13 protein-coding genes are annotated in these 14,300 nt (G+C 50.0%); all 13 read right to left on the bottom strand.

Annotation, left to right across the window (positions count from 1 at the left end; all coding sequences use genetic code 11):
- The coding region (ftsZ, locus tag C8D98_RS13515; protein WP_132874703.1) for a cell division protein FtsZ at positions 1 to 713 on the bottom strand (713 nt) is incomplete at its 3' end.
- A 93-nt stretch (positions 714 to 806) separates the two neighbouring features.
- On the bottom strand, positions 807 to 2,051 hold the full coding sequence (gene ftsA, locus C8D98_RS13510; protein ID WP_132874702.1) for a cell division protein FtsA: 1,245 nt from the start codon (positions 2,049 to 2,051) through the stop codon (positions 807 to 809).
- Positions 2,051 to 2,734, bottom strand: coding sequence for a cell division protein FtsQ/DivIB (locus C8D98_RS13505; protein WP_132874701.1), 684 nt, complete (start codon positions 2,732 to 2,734; stop codon positions 2,051 to 2,053). Before C8D98_RS13505 ends, ftsA begins: the two co-directional genes overlap by 1 nt.
- 55 nt (positions 2,735 to 2,789) lie before the next feature.
- Complete coding sequence (locus C8D98_RS13500; protein WP_132874700.1) at positions 2,790 to 3,674, bottom strand: D-alanine--D-alanine ligase; 885 nt, start codon at positions 3,672 to 3,674, stop codon at positions 2,790 to 2,792.
- On the bottom strand, positions 3,661 to 5,049 hold the full coding sequence (murC, locus tag C8D98_RS13495; protein WP_132874704.1) for a UDP-N-acetylmuramate--L-alanine ligase: 1,389 nt from the start codon (positions 5,047 to 5,049) through the stop codon (positions 3,661 to 3,663). Before murC ends, C8D98_RS13500 begins: the two co-directional genes overlap by 14 nt.
- A gap of 1 nt (position 5,050) precedes the next feature.
- Positions 5,051 to 6,094: a UDP-N-acetylglucosamine--N-acetylmuramyl-(pentapeptide) pyrophosphoryl-undecaprenol N-acetylglucosamine transferase gene (locus C8D98_RS13490; RefSeq protein WP_132874699.1), complete on the bottom strand. Its 1,044-nt coding sequence runs from the start codon at positions 6,092 to 6,094 to the stop codon at positions 5,051 to 5,053.
- A complete protein-coding gene (ftsW, locus tag C8D98_RS13485; RefSeq protein ID WP_132874698.1) occupies positions 6,091 to 7,185 on the bottom strand; it encodes a putative lipid II flippase FtsW in 1,095 nt (364 codons plus the stop codon). Before ftsW ends, C8D98_RS13490 begins: the two co-directional genes overlap by 4 nt.
- Before the next feature lies 1 nt (position 7,186).
- A complete protein-coding gene (gene murD / locus C8D98_RS13480) occupies positions 7,187 to 8,446 on the bottom strand; it encodes a UDP-N-acetylmuramoyl-L-alanine--D-glutamate ligase (RefSeq protein WP_132874697.1) in 1,260 nt (419 codons plus the stop codon).
- A gap of 4 nt (positions 8,447 to 8,450) precedes the next feature.
- On the bottom strand, positions 8,451 to 9,536 hold the full coding sequence (mraY, locus tag C8D98_RS13475; RefSeq protein ID WP_132874696.1) for a phospho-N-acetylmuramoyl-pentapeptide-transferase: 1,086 nt from the start codon (positions 9,534 to 9,536) through the stop codon (positions 8,451 to 8,453).
- Positions 9,526 to 10,884: a UDP-N-acetylmuramoyl-tripeptide--D-alanyl-D-alanine ligase gene (locus C8D98_RS13470; RefSeq protein WP_132874695.1), complete on the bottom strand. Its 1,359-nt coding sequence runs from the start codon at positions 10,882 to 10,884 to the stop codon at positions 9,526 to 9,528. Before C8D98_RS13470 ends, mraY begins: the two co-directional genes overlap by 11 nt.
- Positions 10,884 to 12,332 carry a UDP-N-acetylmuramoyl-L-alanyl-D-glutamate--2,6-diaminopimelate ligase gene (locus C8D98_RS13465; RefSeq protein ID WP_132874694.1) on the bottom strand — a complete coding sequence of 483 codons (1,449 nt, stop codon included), beginning with the start codon at positions 12,330 to 12,332 and terminating at the stop codon, positions 10,884 to 10,886. Before C8D98_RS13465 ends, C8D98_RS13470 begins: the two co-directional genes overlap by 1 nt.
- Entirely contained in the window at positions 12,310 to 14,001 is a 1,692-nt protein-coding gene (locus C8D98_RS13460; RefSeq protein ID WP_132874693.1) for a peptidoglycan D,D-transpeptidase FtsI family protein, read from the bottom strand. Before C8D98_RS13460 ends, C8D98_RS13465 begins: the two co-directional genes overlap by 23 nt.
- The gene (locus tag C8D98_RS13455; protein WP_132874692.1) at positions 13,988 to 14,293 is read right to left on the bottom strand and encodes a hypothetical protein; all 306 of its coding nucleotides are present in this window, start codon (positions 14,291 to 14,293) and stop codon (positions 13,988 to 13,990) included. Before C8D98_RS13455 ends, C8D98_RS13460 begins: the two co-directional genes overlap by 14 nt.
- Positions 14,294 to 14,300 lie beyond the last annotated feature (7 nt).

Below are 14,300 nucleotides of genomic sequence, written 5' to 3'. Positions count from 1 at the left end.
TTTTCGCCTTCGGCAGTACCGATACCCATGAGCGCCATACCTTTACAGCTCATAATTGTGCGGATGTCCGCAAAGTCCACGTTAACGACGCCGTTGGAGTTGATTGCGTCGCTGATACCCTGAACGCCCTGACGCAGAACGTCGTCGGCCATTTTAAATGCCTCTTCGAAAAGGGTGTGTTCTTTGCACTGATCCATTATTTTATCATTGTGTACAACAATATATGTGTCCACATGGTCTTTCAGAAATTTAAGCCCCTGCTCTGCGTTGTCGTTTCTCTTTCTGCCTTCGAAAGCGAAGGGTTTTGAAACAACGGCAACTGTGAGAGCGCCGAGGTCTTTTGCAATGCTTGCGATAACGGGAGCCGCACCTGTGCCTGTGCCGCCGCCCATTCCCGCAGTAACGAATACCATGTCCGCCCCTCTTAAGTGCTGTTCGATGGCTTCCATGTCTTCGATTGCGGATTTTTTACCAACTTCAGGAACTCCGCCGGCACCAAGGCCGCGGGTTATGGTTGTTCCCAGTTGAATTTTTACGGGTGCAAGGTTGGATGCCAGTGCCTGAGCATCCGTGTTTGCAGCGATAAACTCAACGTCTGCTATCCCTGCACGGATCATGTTGTTTACGGCGTTGCCGCCTGCTCCGCCGACTCCTACGACTTTGATTACCGCATTCTGAGGAAGCGGCGCAAAGTCAAACTGCAATTTGTCCATCTTAAACCTCCTGTCAAAGCTGAAAAAAATTACCTTAAAGCTCTTTAAATTCAGGGCATCGATATATAATCGGATAACCCGCTCGTATCATTATCAAAAGAATTCAGAAAACCAGCCTTTCATCCTTCCGAGCACATTTGTGAACTGTTTCTCATCGCTGTCTGTGGATGAGGAGAGTCTTGCGCCGGATGATTTGCCCTTTTTGGCAGCACAGATCGCAAGCCCCACGCCCGTTGCATATTTCGGGTCGTGAACGTAGTCGCTCAGGCCGCCCACGTTGTGGGGTCTGCCCACACGCACGGGAACACCGAGTATCTCGGCCGCCAGCATTTCAATGCCTTCGTGATTTGAAAGTCCGCCTGTGATGACCACACCTGCGCCCAGATGGTCAAGAAGCCCCTTATATTGAAGCTCGCCTTTGAATATCTGGAAAACCTCTTCGGCTCTGGCCTGAAGGATCTGGGTAACAGTTGCCTTGCTGACAAGTCTGGGGGGACGTCCGCCTACCGTTGGAACTTCGATACGCTCGTCCTCTTCCACCAGAGGCATCCAGACGCATCCGTTCCTCACTTTCAGTTTCTCGGCCTCCGATTCGGGAGTGTTAAGCCCTATGGCAAGGTCTTTTGTGAAATTCCGTCCGCCGATGAGAAGTGCCGCCGTGTGGAACACTGCTCCCTGTTTGAAAACAGCCATGTCGCTTGTTCCGCCGCCGCCGTCGATGAGGCACACGCCTATCTCCTTCTCGTCTTCGCTGAGAACAGATTCGGAAGATGCAAGCTGTTCGAGAACGATATCGTTTACGATTATGCCCGCTTTCTCACAGCTTCTGATTATGTTCTGGGCACTGGAAACAGCACCCGTAATGATATGCACATCCGCTTCCAGACGTACGCCTGTCATGCCCACAGGGTCTTTTATCTCGCTCTGACCGTCCAGAATGAACTGCTGGGGCAGGATTGCGAGTATCTCATTGCCGACTGTCATGTTTGTTGCAGCCGCAGTTTCGATCACCCTTTCGACGTCTTTGGAAGTTATCTCCCTTCCGCCTTTAACTGCAATGGTTCCTCTCTGGTTAAAGCTCTTTATGTGTCCGCCTGCGATTCCCGCCGTAACGGCTTTGATCTGCACGCCGGACATCCTTTCGGCTTCGGCTATGGCGTCTCTTATGCTCTGAACGGTGGAATCGATGTTCACCACCACACCACGTCTGATTCCGTCACTGGGGGCTTTTCCCAGCCCGATTATATCGATACTGCCGTCGCTGTTTTTGCTTGCCACCACGACACAAATTTTCGTTGTGCCGAAATCAAGCCCGACGTAGATATTATCCTGTATCATTACATCACCCCTTTCACGAATATCTTGTCAGGTATCCTCATGTCCACATACTCGATCTCTTTGTAGCGTTTTCTGATGATGTCCTGATATGTGCTGTACATCTTCTCAAAATCCGCCTGACTGTATGAGGCTCTAAGCTCAACCCCGTTCTCAACCATTGTGAAGTAGAACTGTTTGAGGTTGATATCCTTATTTTTAAGCACTGCGGCCTGTTCATACATCTTTATGAACTCTTTGAAGTCCTCTTCCTTGACCTGCTGTTCCATTCTTATTCTAGCACCGTCACAGGTATCTTTTATCATTAAACCTGTTGAAGTTGCCGTGAAGCACCCTTTCGTGTATTGCAGCTTGAAAACGGGTCTCTTCTCGAATACAACAACGTCCAGCTTGTCCGGAAAGACCTTGCGTATCTCCATGCGTTCCACCCATGAGTCGCCGTTGTAATCAACGGTCTCAGGCTTAACATCAAAGATGCTCCGCCCCACCATACTGCGGACCATGGTCTCAACTTTTTTGCTGTCCGCCTTTATGATGCCTTTAACGTTGACGCTCTTCACCTTGAAATATCCGCTCTCGGTGAATGCGTCCGCACCTTTTTTAAGCCCCATGCCCACCGCACCCACTGTTGCCAGCGCCAGCACAGACACGAGAATAAAACGTCCTATTCCTTTTTTACCTGCCATTACCTAACTCCGTTCAAGCAACCCCATCCTTGGGTATTGGCATTCCTCATCACAATTATTTCTTAAATGCTCCTTCGAGCATTTTTTCCACCATCTGGTCAAAGGTCATCCCGGCTTTTCCGGCGGCCTTCGGCAGAAGACTTGTTTCGGTCATTCCGGGCAGTGTGTTCACCTCCAGAACGTATCCTTCCGTTCCGTCGAATATAACATCCACCCTTCCGTATCCCGAGCACCCTGTTGCGTTGAACGCATCCAGAGCGACTTTCTGTACATATTTATAGTGCTCGTCCGTCATTTCGGTTTCGAACACATATTCTGTCATTCCTTTGGTGTATTTCGACTCGTAGTCGTAAACACCCTTTTTGGGGCGTATCCATATGACAGGAAGTGCCTCGCCGTTCAGGATTGAGACAGTAAGCTCCTTTCCTGTGATGCACTCTTCCACCATCAGCTTGCTGTCAAACTTCGCCGCATCCTCAAGAGCCGCCGCATAGTCCGCTTCGTTGTCGACTATGTGGATACCCACTGAAGATCCCTGACGGCAGGGTTTCACAACGCATTTTGCAAAGGGCATCTTGTTGTCAACGGGGACAACGTATGCCGGAGTGGGTACTCCCGCCTTAACAAAGTGCTCTTTTGAGAGCAGTTTATCAAAAGATATCATGTTCGCCTGAAAGTCAGACCCTGTGTAGGGCAGTCCCATGATATCCAGCAGTCCCTGAATGCGTCCGTCCTCTCCGTAGGTTCCGTGGAGAGCTATGAAGCAGACCGTTGCGCCCGCCTCACGCAGCTTGAAAGCCACGTCCCTGTCCATGTCTATTAGGGCAGTGTCGTATCCCAGACGCACAAGGGCATCGTATGCCGCTTTGCCGCTTCTGAGTGAAACCTCTCTCTCTGCCGACATTCCGCCGTAAAGAACGGCTACCTTATTTGCCTTCACGTTTTTCCCTCACTTTTGATGCAAGCTCGAACGAGAACTTCGTAACGGAACCTGCGCCCAAAGTAATTATGACCGTGTCGTCACATCCGCCGTCTTCGAGATAGTCGTATACCTCTTCAAAGGAGCCGATATAGTTTACGTTCTTAAAGCCTCTGCGCTTTATCTCACGCACGAGGGTTTCGGAGTCCACGCCTTCGATCTTGTCTTCGCTTGCGGCATAAATGTCCGCTATGAACAGCATGTCCACATCGAAGAACGCCATTGCAAAATCTTTTATGAGTGCCTGCGTTCTGGTGTATCTGTGGGGCTGGAACACGGCTATTATCTTTTTGTCGCCGTATGCTCCCCTGACCGCACGCAGGGTTGTCTTTATCTCTGTGGGGTGGTGGCCGTAGTCGTCCATAACGATACAGCAGCCGTCGTCATATCTTGCGGTAAGTCTTCTCTGCACGCCCTTGAACTTCTCCAGCGCACGCTTTATGCTCTTGAAAGGAATGTTGAATTCCTGTGCGATGGCTATTGCGCCCAGAGAGTTGAGCACGTTGTGTTCGCCGGGGAATCCGAGCTTTATCTTGCCCATCTTCTGACCCTTGACAACAACGTCATAATGCATTCCGAATCCCTTCTGCTCAATGTTAACAGCATGAACGTCCGCCTGAGCCTTGAATCCGTATGTAATGAACTTCCTGCCGATATGGGGGATTATGTCGGCGGTGTTCATATCCTCCAGACACAGAACTACGCTGCCGTAGAAGGGCACACGGGATGCGAAGTCTATAAAGGTCTGGGTGACATCCTCAAGGTCTTTATAGGTGTCGGGGTGCTCATAGTCTATGTTTGTTATCAGTGCGACGCTGGGCGACATCAGCAAAAAGCTTCTGTCGGACTCGTCCGCCTCGGCAACTATAACATTGCCCTTGCCCAGTGATGCGTTCGTGTCACGGGTGTTAAGGATCCCGCCCACAACTATCGTGGGGTCGAGCTTCGCTTCGCTCAGAATCTCCGCAACCATTGAGGTTGTGGTGGTCTTTCCGTGGCTCCCCGCAACGGCGACCGAAAACTTGAGGCGCATAAGCTCGGCAAGCATCTCGCCCCTTTTTATTATAGGAATGAACCTGTCCTTAGCGCAGACAAGCTCGGGGTTTGTTTCTTTAACGGCGGATGTGTAAACGACAACGTCCGCATTCTCCGCATATTCGTATCTGTGTCCCGTGCGGACATCTATTCCCATGTTCTGAAGTCTTTTTACGTTGCCGCCCTCGGAAAGGTCGGAGCCGCTCACTGTGAATCCCATGTTGTGCAGAACCTCAGCAATACCGCTCATGCCTATTCCGCCGATACCGACAAAATGTATGTTCTTAACCGAACCGAACACCTTATCCAATGTTCATTCCCCCTGCCATAATTACGGCACTTTCATACTTTTTCATGTTTTTAACTGATTCTATATATAAATCGCAGTTATTCTCATAATCTTCAATGGCTTCTAAAAGTTTTCCGATATTTGCCGAATCTTCGGCAATAACTTTTGCGCCCTTCTGTTTCTCAGCATACAGAGCATTGTAGAACTGATGGTTGTCCGCCGCCGCCTTAAAGGGAACGTATATGGCGTAACGTCCGGCGTTTGTCACTTCAAACACTGTCCCTGAGCCGCTTCTGGCGATAACTATGTCACAGTTCTCAAGAGCTTCCGCAACGTTGTCTATATATCCGGCCAGGGTCAGGTTCTCATGATCCATAAGCCCAAACTCGATGTATTTTTTCTTTGTTTCATCCAGCAGTTTCCCGCCCGCCTGATGATATATCGCATATCCTTTGTCAAGAAGTGCTCCGGCCGCACCCGCCACAAGGTTGTTAACCAGTCTGGAACCCTGTGAACCGCCCATGACCAGAATGCGTTTTCCGCCCTTCTCAAGGGGTTTTATATTCTTAAATTCCGCTCTGACGGGATTGCCCGCCACAACAGTGTTTCCCGCCGCATTAGCAGTTTCAGGAAACGATAAAAACACCTTGTCGCAGAATCCTGCGAATATTCTGTTGGTAAGCCCCATCACACTGTTCTGCTCGTGGATGTAGAGCCTGTTCCTCTTAACCACGGCAACGAAAGCCGCAGCCGCAGATGCGAATCCGCCAGTAAGGAGAACTGTGTCGCCCTTTTTTATCAGTGAGAAGCATTTTTTTATCTCGCCCAGCAGTCTGAACAGTGACTTTACCCTTGTTCCGAGGCTGACACCCTTCAAAGGGGTCTCCTTCTGCTCATAAAAGCCGTATCCCAGACCTGAGAGCACCTTGCGCTCAAGTCCTCTGTCGGACACGATAAAAAAACACTCGACATCCTTATCTTTAAGATACTGCGCAACGGCGATACCCGGATAAAGGTGTCCGCCTGTTCCCCCACCCGCTATTACAAGCCTTTTCATGCTTCCTTCCTCTGCGCTTCCTCAGCACTTCTGAGAAGCACCCCCGTCATGAACAGTGCGAGTATCATACTCGAACCGCCGTAGCTCATATAGGGCAGACCGATACCCTTTGTGGGCAGTGCGCCGCCAACCACTCCGACGTGGAGAATGGCCTGTATTATCAGACAGTATGCAAGTCCGAAGGTCAGAAGACGCTTGAACTTGTCAGTGTGCATCTTCGCAACTTTTATCATCACATAGAACAGCAGGATAAACAGCACTATGACCCCAAGTGCGCCCCACATTCCCGTCTCCTCCGCTATGATGGCATAGATGAAGTCGGTGTGCGCCTCAGGCAGGAAATAGAGCTTCTGCGTTGAGTTGCCAAGTCCCTTGCCCCAGAGTCCTCCGCTGCCCACGGCTATGAGCGACTGGATGAGCTGATAGCCCACCCCGTGGCTGTCCTGCCAGGGATCAAGGAAGTTAAGAAGCCTCGCCTTGCGGTAGCCCATCATCATACCCGCAATGAGTATGGGAGAGATGAACCCCAGCATGCCGCCGATATGCAGAACGCTCGCCCCGCCTATGACGAACATTGCCAGAAGCACGGTTATCAGCAGGAAGGTCGTTCCGAAGTCAGGCTCCATAAGTATCAAAGCGCCCATCATACCAAGCATGATGGAAGCGGGTAAAAATCCTTTTGAAAAGTCCTTGAGCTTGTCCTCTTTCTTCTCAAGGTAGTGCGCCAGATAGAGTATCACCGTAAACTTTGCCAGCTCCGAAGGCTGGAGGCTGAATCCGGGCAGAAGAACCCACCGGTGCGCACCGTTGATGGGTCTGTAAAAAAAGACTGCTACGAGCAGGATCAGCGTTCCGAAATAGAATATCGGGACGAATTTCCTCCATGTATCAAGGGGAACCCTATATGCAGAGTACATTACGAAAGCACCCACAAGGACACTGATAAGCTGTTTCTGGAAGAAATACAGCTCCTGACGGCCAAGCTGCATCGCCTGCATACTGCCCGCAGACAGCAGAAAGATCAGCCCCAGAATCACCAGAACAGAGGTGATTATCAGAATTTTAAGTCTGTTGTCCTGTAAATCGTGCATATCACCCTTTTTTAAGTGCTTTTACAAGCTCACAGAAGTGTTCGCCTCTGTGTTCGAAGCCTCTGTAAAGATCGAAGCTGGCGCATGCAGGTGACAGAACCACCTTTTCGCCCGCCTTCGCATGCTTAAAGCACACGTCAACCGCCTCAACCATATCCTTAACCCTGATAACGGGCACTTTGACCGCATCTTTCAGAGTATTTTCTATCTTTTCGCCCGCTTTGCCGTAAGCAACCACGAGCGATGCTTTTTCATTGAGCACATCCACAAGAACCGAGAAATCCCCGTTCTTGTCCTTTCCGCCGAGAATAACGTTCACGCCCTTTTCAAAGCCTTTCAGAGCCGTCAGCGTGCTGTGGAGGTTTGTTCCTTTGGAATCGTTTATCCAGTCCACACCGTTTATGGTGTCCACATACTCACATCTGTGTGCAAGCCCCTTCAAATCTGCGACCAGATAGCTTACATCTCCGTTAAATTTGCAGAGCGCATCCGCCGCAAGCAGGGCATACGAAAGGTTCATTATGTTATGCCCGCCGCTCAGCGGGAATTTTGATATATCAGCATAGAACCTGCCGAAATCAAGTTTCGTTCCGTCAAGAACGGGGAAACTCTTCAAAGCAGGGTCAATTTTAACCGTTTCGCCCTTGTAGAAGGAGGTTTTCTTCACGAGGTACGCTTCATCCTCGATTATCAGCCTGCCGCCCTCTTTAATGTATTTCACCAGATTCATCTTGTCGTCGGCATAGTCGTCCATGTCACGGTATCTGTCCATGTGGTCTTCGGCCAGATTGGTGACTATTGCGCAGTCCGCCTGAAACTCATGGAGCATTCCCGTCTGGAAGCTCGAAAGTTCAACAACGTAGCAGTCCTGCGGTTCCCCCAGAACACATTCGCCGTATGTCAGGCCGATGTTTCCGCACGCCTCGGACTTTATGCCAGCCTTTGTGAGTACCTGTGCGGTAATAGCTGTCACGGTAGATTTTCCGTTGGTTCCGGTTATCCCGACAACCCTTGCGCCTGCGGGTTTTCTCTTCTGCGCCAGCTCAATCTCGCTGGTAAAGCTCTTAGGCGCATTGGGATACTTTCTCAGATTGACACCGGGGCTCACCGCCACTATGTCGTAAGTATCAGTAAACTCGCTTATATTCTTAAATGCGTTATCACCGTCGTCGTAGACGGTGATATCACTGTATCCTTCCAGTTTCAGAAGCGTTTCAGCCGCTTTGCCGCTTTTTCCGTAGCCTAATATTGCCGCTTTCATCAAATTACCTCAGTTTCAGCGTGGACAGAGCAATGAGTGCCAGAATGAACGATATGATCCAGAACCTCACGGTTATCTTGGTTTCGCTCCATCCGGCAAGCTCGAAATGATGGTGTATGGGAGCCATCCTGAACAGCCTTTTGCCCTTGGTCATTTTAAAATATCCCACCTGAAGGATAACGGAGAAGGTCTCCATTACGAATATTCCGCCAACGATGGCCAGCGCAATCTCGTGTTTTGCGATGATGGCGACACCCGCCAGCGCACCGCCGATTGACAGCGAACCCACATCGCCCATAAAGACGCTTGCGGGATGTGCATTGAACCAGAGGAATCCCAGCCCCGCACCGACCATGGCTCCGCAGAATATGGCCACTTCGCCCGCTCCCGGAACAAAGATTATGTTCAGGTAGTTGGCGAACTTATAGTTACCTGTCAGATAGGTCATGAAACCTATTGTCACAAAAGCTATTATACTGGGCGTAATAGCCAGTCCGTCCAGTCCGTCGGTCAGGTTCACCGCATTGGATGTTCCTATCATGATGAAAACAGCGAACAGGCAGTAGAGGTAGCCCATATTTATCACAAGGTTCTTAAAGAACGGCATTGCAAGCTTTGTGGAGACACCCGTCTTGTCAACATAGAGAACAAGGAAGGTTGCTATCACCGCAAAGAAAAGCTGTCCGCCTGATTTCTGGCGTGGAGATATGCCGTTTGGGTTCTTCAGTATCGTCTTTTTATAGTCATCCACGAAGCCTATAAGCCCGTAGCCCATGAACAGCAGAAGCACTATCCAGATATAAGGGTTGCGAAGATCCGCCCAGAGCAGGGTCGATATTGCGGCTGAACCGACTATCATGACTCCGCCCATTGTGGGGGTTCCCTCTTTAACCTTATGACGCTCAGGCTCGTAGCCTTTGGATTTCATGCTGAATGACATCTCTTTCAGCTTGCGTATAACATACGGCCCGAACACAAGGGTTATCACCAGCGCCGTAATTGCGGCATAGGCCGTTCGGAAGGTGATATACCTGAATACGTTAAGAAAACTGAGGTATTCCGATAACGGAACTAAAATGTTATACAGCACGCTGTTCTTTCTCCTTCTGAAGATGATTTATGAAATCTTCAAACCTGCGGGAACGGCTGGCTTTAAACAGCATTATTCCGCCTTCAACGTCCGCCACTTTTTTCATGGCATCTGTCTTCTCGGCCACAATCCTGATATTGTCGGCTTCTTTAAAATCTTTGAAGCCGCCTCCCACGAATATGAAATTCACACCCTTAAGTTCCTGAGCACGCTTTATCAGCTTCTGATAGAGCTGCTCTTCAAATCCCTCGATCTCGCCCATCTCACCTATCACCGCTGTTTTCTGTGACGCGGGTATTTCGGCCAGATTGTTCATTGCGCCCATTACGGACTCAAATCCTGCGTTGTATGTATCGTCTATAATCTTGTATTCACCGTATTCGGTTATCTTTCCTCTGCCGTCTGCGGGCTGGAAGTTTCTTATGCCTTTCATAACTTCCGTGTAGGAGAGTCCGAGGCTCATGCCTATGCCGATGGCGGCGAGGCTGTTTTCCACAAAATGGCTGTAGATGTGGTTCAGCTTGAAGCAATAGGGCGTGTTGCGCATTACGGCGGTGAAATAGAAATCGCCGCTTGCCGTCCTGTTCTTCTCTGCCAGAATCACATGGGACATCATGTCCGTTCCGAAGTATCTGACGTTCACTCTGGAAAGCTCACGCTCGCCTATGAAGCGTCTGCATGAATCGTGCACCCAGAGGGTTGCGCCATCCGCCATGCCGTCAATTATTGACAGCTTTTCGGCGGCGAGGCCGTCTATGTCGCCGAAACGGCCTATGTGGGCATGTCCCACAAGGGTCACCACGGCAACGTCCGGCTTAATGTATTTCGACAGTGCCGCTATCTCGCCCGCACTGTTGGTTCCCATCTCAAAAACGGCAAAGCCGCTTCTGTTTTTCAGGTTCGCTGCACAAATGGCAACTCCCAGTTCATTGTTGTAGTTTCCGTATGCCGTATAGACCTTCTTTTTGGCCGCAAGCACACAGGAGATAAGCTCCTTTGTTGTGGTCTTGCCCACACTTCCGGTCACTGCAACTTTTACTCCCTTGAACTTTCCAAGGTTGTAAGCCCCGACGGTTTTCAGAGCATCCAGACTGCTTTTAACAAGCACCCTGTTGCCCGACATTCTGTTGAAGACCTCTTCGTCTTCCAGAACCGCCAGAACAGCTCCGTCTTTAAGAGCCTGCTCAGCATAGAGATTTCCGTCCGTGTTGTCCCCTTTGAACGCCACGAAACAGCTTCCTTCAACCACCTTTCTGCTGTCGATAACAAAGTCGGTTATCTCGCAGTCGGTTACAATTGCCGACCGGAGAACGCCGCCCATTGCGTTAATTGCCTGAGTAACGTGCATTATTCCGCCTCCAGACACTTTTTAACCTCTTCCCTGTCGTCGAAATGTATTTTGTCTCTGCCGATTATCATGTAATCTTCGTGACCTTTTCCGGCTATCAGAACGATATCCTTGTCCTGAGCCATGGCCACTGCCTGCTGTATGGCATGGCGTCTGTCGGGGGTGAGTATAACGTTCTCAGCATTCTCAAACCCCTGAAGAATATCGCCGAATATCTGTTTAGGGTCTTCGGTTCTGGGGTTGTCGCTGGTGACTATCACCACATCGGAGTTCCTCTCCGCAGCCTTTGCCATTCTGGGTCTCTTTGTGCGGTCACGGTCGCCGCCGCATCCGAACACTGTGATTATTCTGTTCTCTCTGAAGTTGCCCAGAGCAGAAAGAACGTTTATCAGAGCATCATCCGTGTGGGCATAGTCCACAAAAATGAATGCGCCGTTGGGCTTCTTAAATTTCTCCAGCCTGCCGGGAACGTTGACCATCTTCGCAATTCCTTCCCTTATATGCCCGGAATCTATTCCGAGCATTATGCAGGCCGAAGCAGCCGCCAGAAGGTTTTCGAGGTTGTGCAGTCCCACCAGCCGGGAATCTATCTCTATCCTGCCTGCGGGGCAGTTGAGTTTTGCTCTTATTCCGTCCAGTCCGAACCAGATGTCCTCTGCTCCTATGTCCGTTTTGGGACCCAGACCGAAGGTCACCTTATCGACCTCACTCTCTTTCGCCAGACGCTTTCCGAATTCGTGGTCGGTGTTTATAACGCCTACTTTTGAGTAGACGGGTGTGAAGAGTCTCTTCTTGGCGTTGAAGTACTCGTCCATTGTCTTATGATAGTCCAGATGGTCGCCTGTCAGGTTTGTGAAGGCGGCAACATCGAACACTGTGCCGTATACCCTGTGCTGATCAAGCGCATGGGAGGAAACTTCCATCACCATTGCGTTGCATCCGGCATCCGCCGCCGCCCTCAGCGCCTTGTAGTATTCATAGGGCGAGGGTGTGGTGGAATCGAGATCAATTGTCTGTCCCGCATAGGCAACGCCTGTTGTGCCGATGCGCACGGGCTTCATACCCGCCTCTTTCATTATGGATTCTATTATATATGTCGTGGTGGTCTTTCCGTTTGTTCCGGTAACAGCCACCTTGAGCATGTCTTCATCGGGTCTTAAGAAAAGGTTTCTGCAGGCCAGTGCAATCGCCTGTCTGCCGTCCTCAACAACAACCGTGGGAACACCCTCTATGGGTCGTTCGGCCACTACGAAAGGAGCTTTTTTCACCTCATACGCCTCTTTTGCGAATGAGTGTGAATCGAAATGCGTACCTTTGAATGCGAAAAAAGGACACTTTTTCTTAGTGTCTCTGTTGTCGAAACTGATATCTTTGATCTCAGCCTCGAAGTCCACATCCAGATCGAATCCCTTAATTTCCAGCCCGTCAAGAAGTTGGGACGCTTTCATATACATAGCTCCTTTTAAGTCCGAGATGCATGGAAACCTGCTCTGCCAGCGAACGGAAAGTCCTTGCGGCTGTTACACCGCCGTAGATGGAGCTTTTCGGCTCTTTGTACACAACAACCATGGCAATCTTCGGATTGTCGGCGGGAAAAACGCCCGCAAAGCTGGCGACATATCCCGTCTTGCTGTATGTTCCTGTTTCCGTGTCTATTCTCTGTCCGGTTCCGGTCTTTCCGCCTATCTCGACATAGTCTGAGTAAGCGTTCTTTCCGGTTCCTTCCTTAACAACCTTCTCAAGCAGTCCCTGAATGCGTTTGGCAGTTGCTTCGCTGAAAACCCTCTCCTCTTTGTTCTTGGGGGTAAAGGTTTCGCCGCCCTTCTCAACCTTCTTAACTATTTTGGGATTCATAAGCATTCCGCCGTTGGCTATGGCTCCGTAGAACCTCACCATCTGGAGCGGTGTTACCAGAATCTCCTGACCTATGGATATCGAAGGCTTGCTCAGCCCCGACCATCTTTTATAGTTGCGCACAAGCCCCTCTTCCTCGATTACACCGGAAATTCCGGTTTTGTCGCCGAATCCCAGAGACTTGATATATTCGTAAAATTCCTTTTTGCTGATTCCGTCGGACAGTTTTACCATACCTATGTTGCTGGACTTGATAAGCACCTGCTCAACACTCAGTATCCCGCTTTTGGACACGTCTTTAATGGTGTGTCCGTAAAGGGTGTACATCCCGTTCTCACAGTCTATCGCCCTGTTTGTGTTCAGGTTGTGCTTGTCCAGAAGCAGCGAGAACAGAACAGGCTTGAAGATTGAACCCGGTTCGTAAAGGAAACTGGCCGGATAGTTCTTCCATTCGCTCTGGGGAGATTTGCGGAACTCGTTGGGATCAAACCCTCCGGAGGACGCGGCAAATATTATTTCCCCTGTCTGTGCATCCATTGCGATAGCCATGCCCTTGTCGGCCATGAACTCAGCCGTGTCCTGCCGGAGAATCTCTTCTGACAGACCCTGTAGGTATTCGTCTATTGTAAGGTACACTACCGTATCAACGTCTTTTTTCTTCTGCGGATCTTCAAAGATTATCCTTTTACCCTTGTTGTCCCGCATTGCAAGGAGCTGAAACTTGCTCCCCTCAAGCACATCGTTATATCTGTATTCAACGCCGTTAAGGCCTTCGTTGTCTATTCCGGTGAAGCCCACTATAGAAGCCGCAAGCTTGCGCTCGGGGTAGAATCTCTGTTCTTCAAGGACATACTCTATCTCGGGTATCTCCTCCTGAATCCTCTTTGCGTCGGCTACCTCAACGTTTCTGGTTATCCAGACAAACCCTTTGCCGTTCATTATCCTGCGTTTTTTGCCGGCGGAAATCTTTATTCCTTCCCTGCGGAGCCTGTCTATAAAGGCCTGACGGTTTTTCAGCTCTTCCGGAAAAACATAAAGGGAAGCGGACTTCTTATTCAGTGCGAGCGGGCTGCCGTTCGCATCCAGAATAAGCCCCCTTCCCTTTGTGCTCTCCATAACGCCTTTCGACTGTCGGGTTGCCTTACCCGCATAAAAGTCGTTTTGCGCCGTCTGAAGGTAAACCACCTTCGCCCCCATAAGGCAGAAGATGAAAACGGCGAACCATGAAAAGAACGTTAGCCGGCTGTTCTCAGTTTTTAACATAATAGGTGCGCCTTACATCGGGCATGGTCAGCCCCATCTCCTTGGCTTTTTTATAAAGGTTCTCTGCATCGTAGGCTTCGGATTTTTTCGACAGCAGATAGGTGTAGTCTATCTCTGACTGCTCAATCTTCTGCGTCATGCTGCTTATGTCGTATCCCGCCCTGATGCACATCTGCCTCACATAAACTATCGAAAACAGAAGAAGCATTATCAAAGCACCCAGAAAAAGTGTGCTGAGTCTGATTCCCGTTACGCTCTGGGAAGGATTTGCCGTCATTGTCTGCGCTTTCATAATCTTC

It is taken from the genome of Seleniivibrio woodruffii (assembly GCF_004339245.1).
Taxonomy (GTDB): domain Bacteria; phylum Chrysiogenota; class Deferribacteres; order Deferribacterales; family Geovibrionaceae; genus Seleniivibrio; species Seleniivibrio woodruffii.
Note: the sequence above shows the minus strand (reverse complement) of the source record. Positions and strands in the feature narration are given on the sequence as shown.

Bases quoted from the DNA above. Each gene is read 5' to 3' on its own strand.
- C8D98_RS13455 (WP_132874692.1), bottom strand. From the start codon at position 14,293: ATGAAAGCGCAGACAATGACGGCAAATCCTTCCCAGAGCGTAACGGGA.
- C8D98_RS13465 (WP_132874694.1), bottom strand. From the start codon at position 12,332: ATGAAAGCGTCCCAACTTCTTGACGGGCTGGAAATTAAGGGATTCGAT.
- murD (WP_132874697.1), bottom strand. From the start codon at position 8,446: ATGAAAGCGGCAATATTAGGCTACGGAAAAAGCGGCAAAGCGGCTGAA.
- C8D98_RS13490 (WP_132874699.1), bottom strand. From the start codon at position 6,094: ATGAAAAGGCTTGTAATAGCGGGTGGGGGAACAGGCGGACACCTTTAT.
- C8D98_RS13460 (WP_132874693.1), bottom strand. From the start codon at position 14,001: ATGTTAAAAACTGAGAACAGCCGGCTAACGTTCTTTTCATGGTTCGCC.
- ftsW (WP_132874698.1), bottom strand. From the start codon at position 7,185: ATGCACGATTTACAGGACAACAGACTTAAAATTCTGATAATCACCTCT.
- ftsA (WP_132874702.1), bottom strand. From the start codon at position 2,051: ATGATACAGGATAATATCTACGTCGGGCTTGATTTCGGCACAACGAAA.
- C8D98_RS13470 (WP_132874695.1), bottom strand. From the start codon at position 10,884: ATGCACGTTACTCAGGCAATTAACGCAATGGGCGGCGTTCTCCGGTCG.
- C8D98_RS13505 (WP_132874701.1), bottom strand. From the start codon at position 2,734: ATGGCAGGTAAAAAAGGAATAGGACGTTTTATTCTCGTGTCTGTGCTG.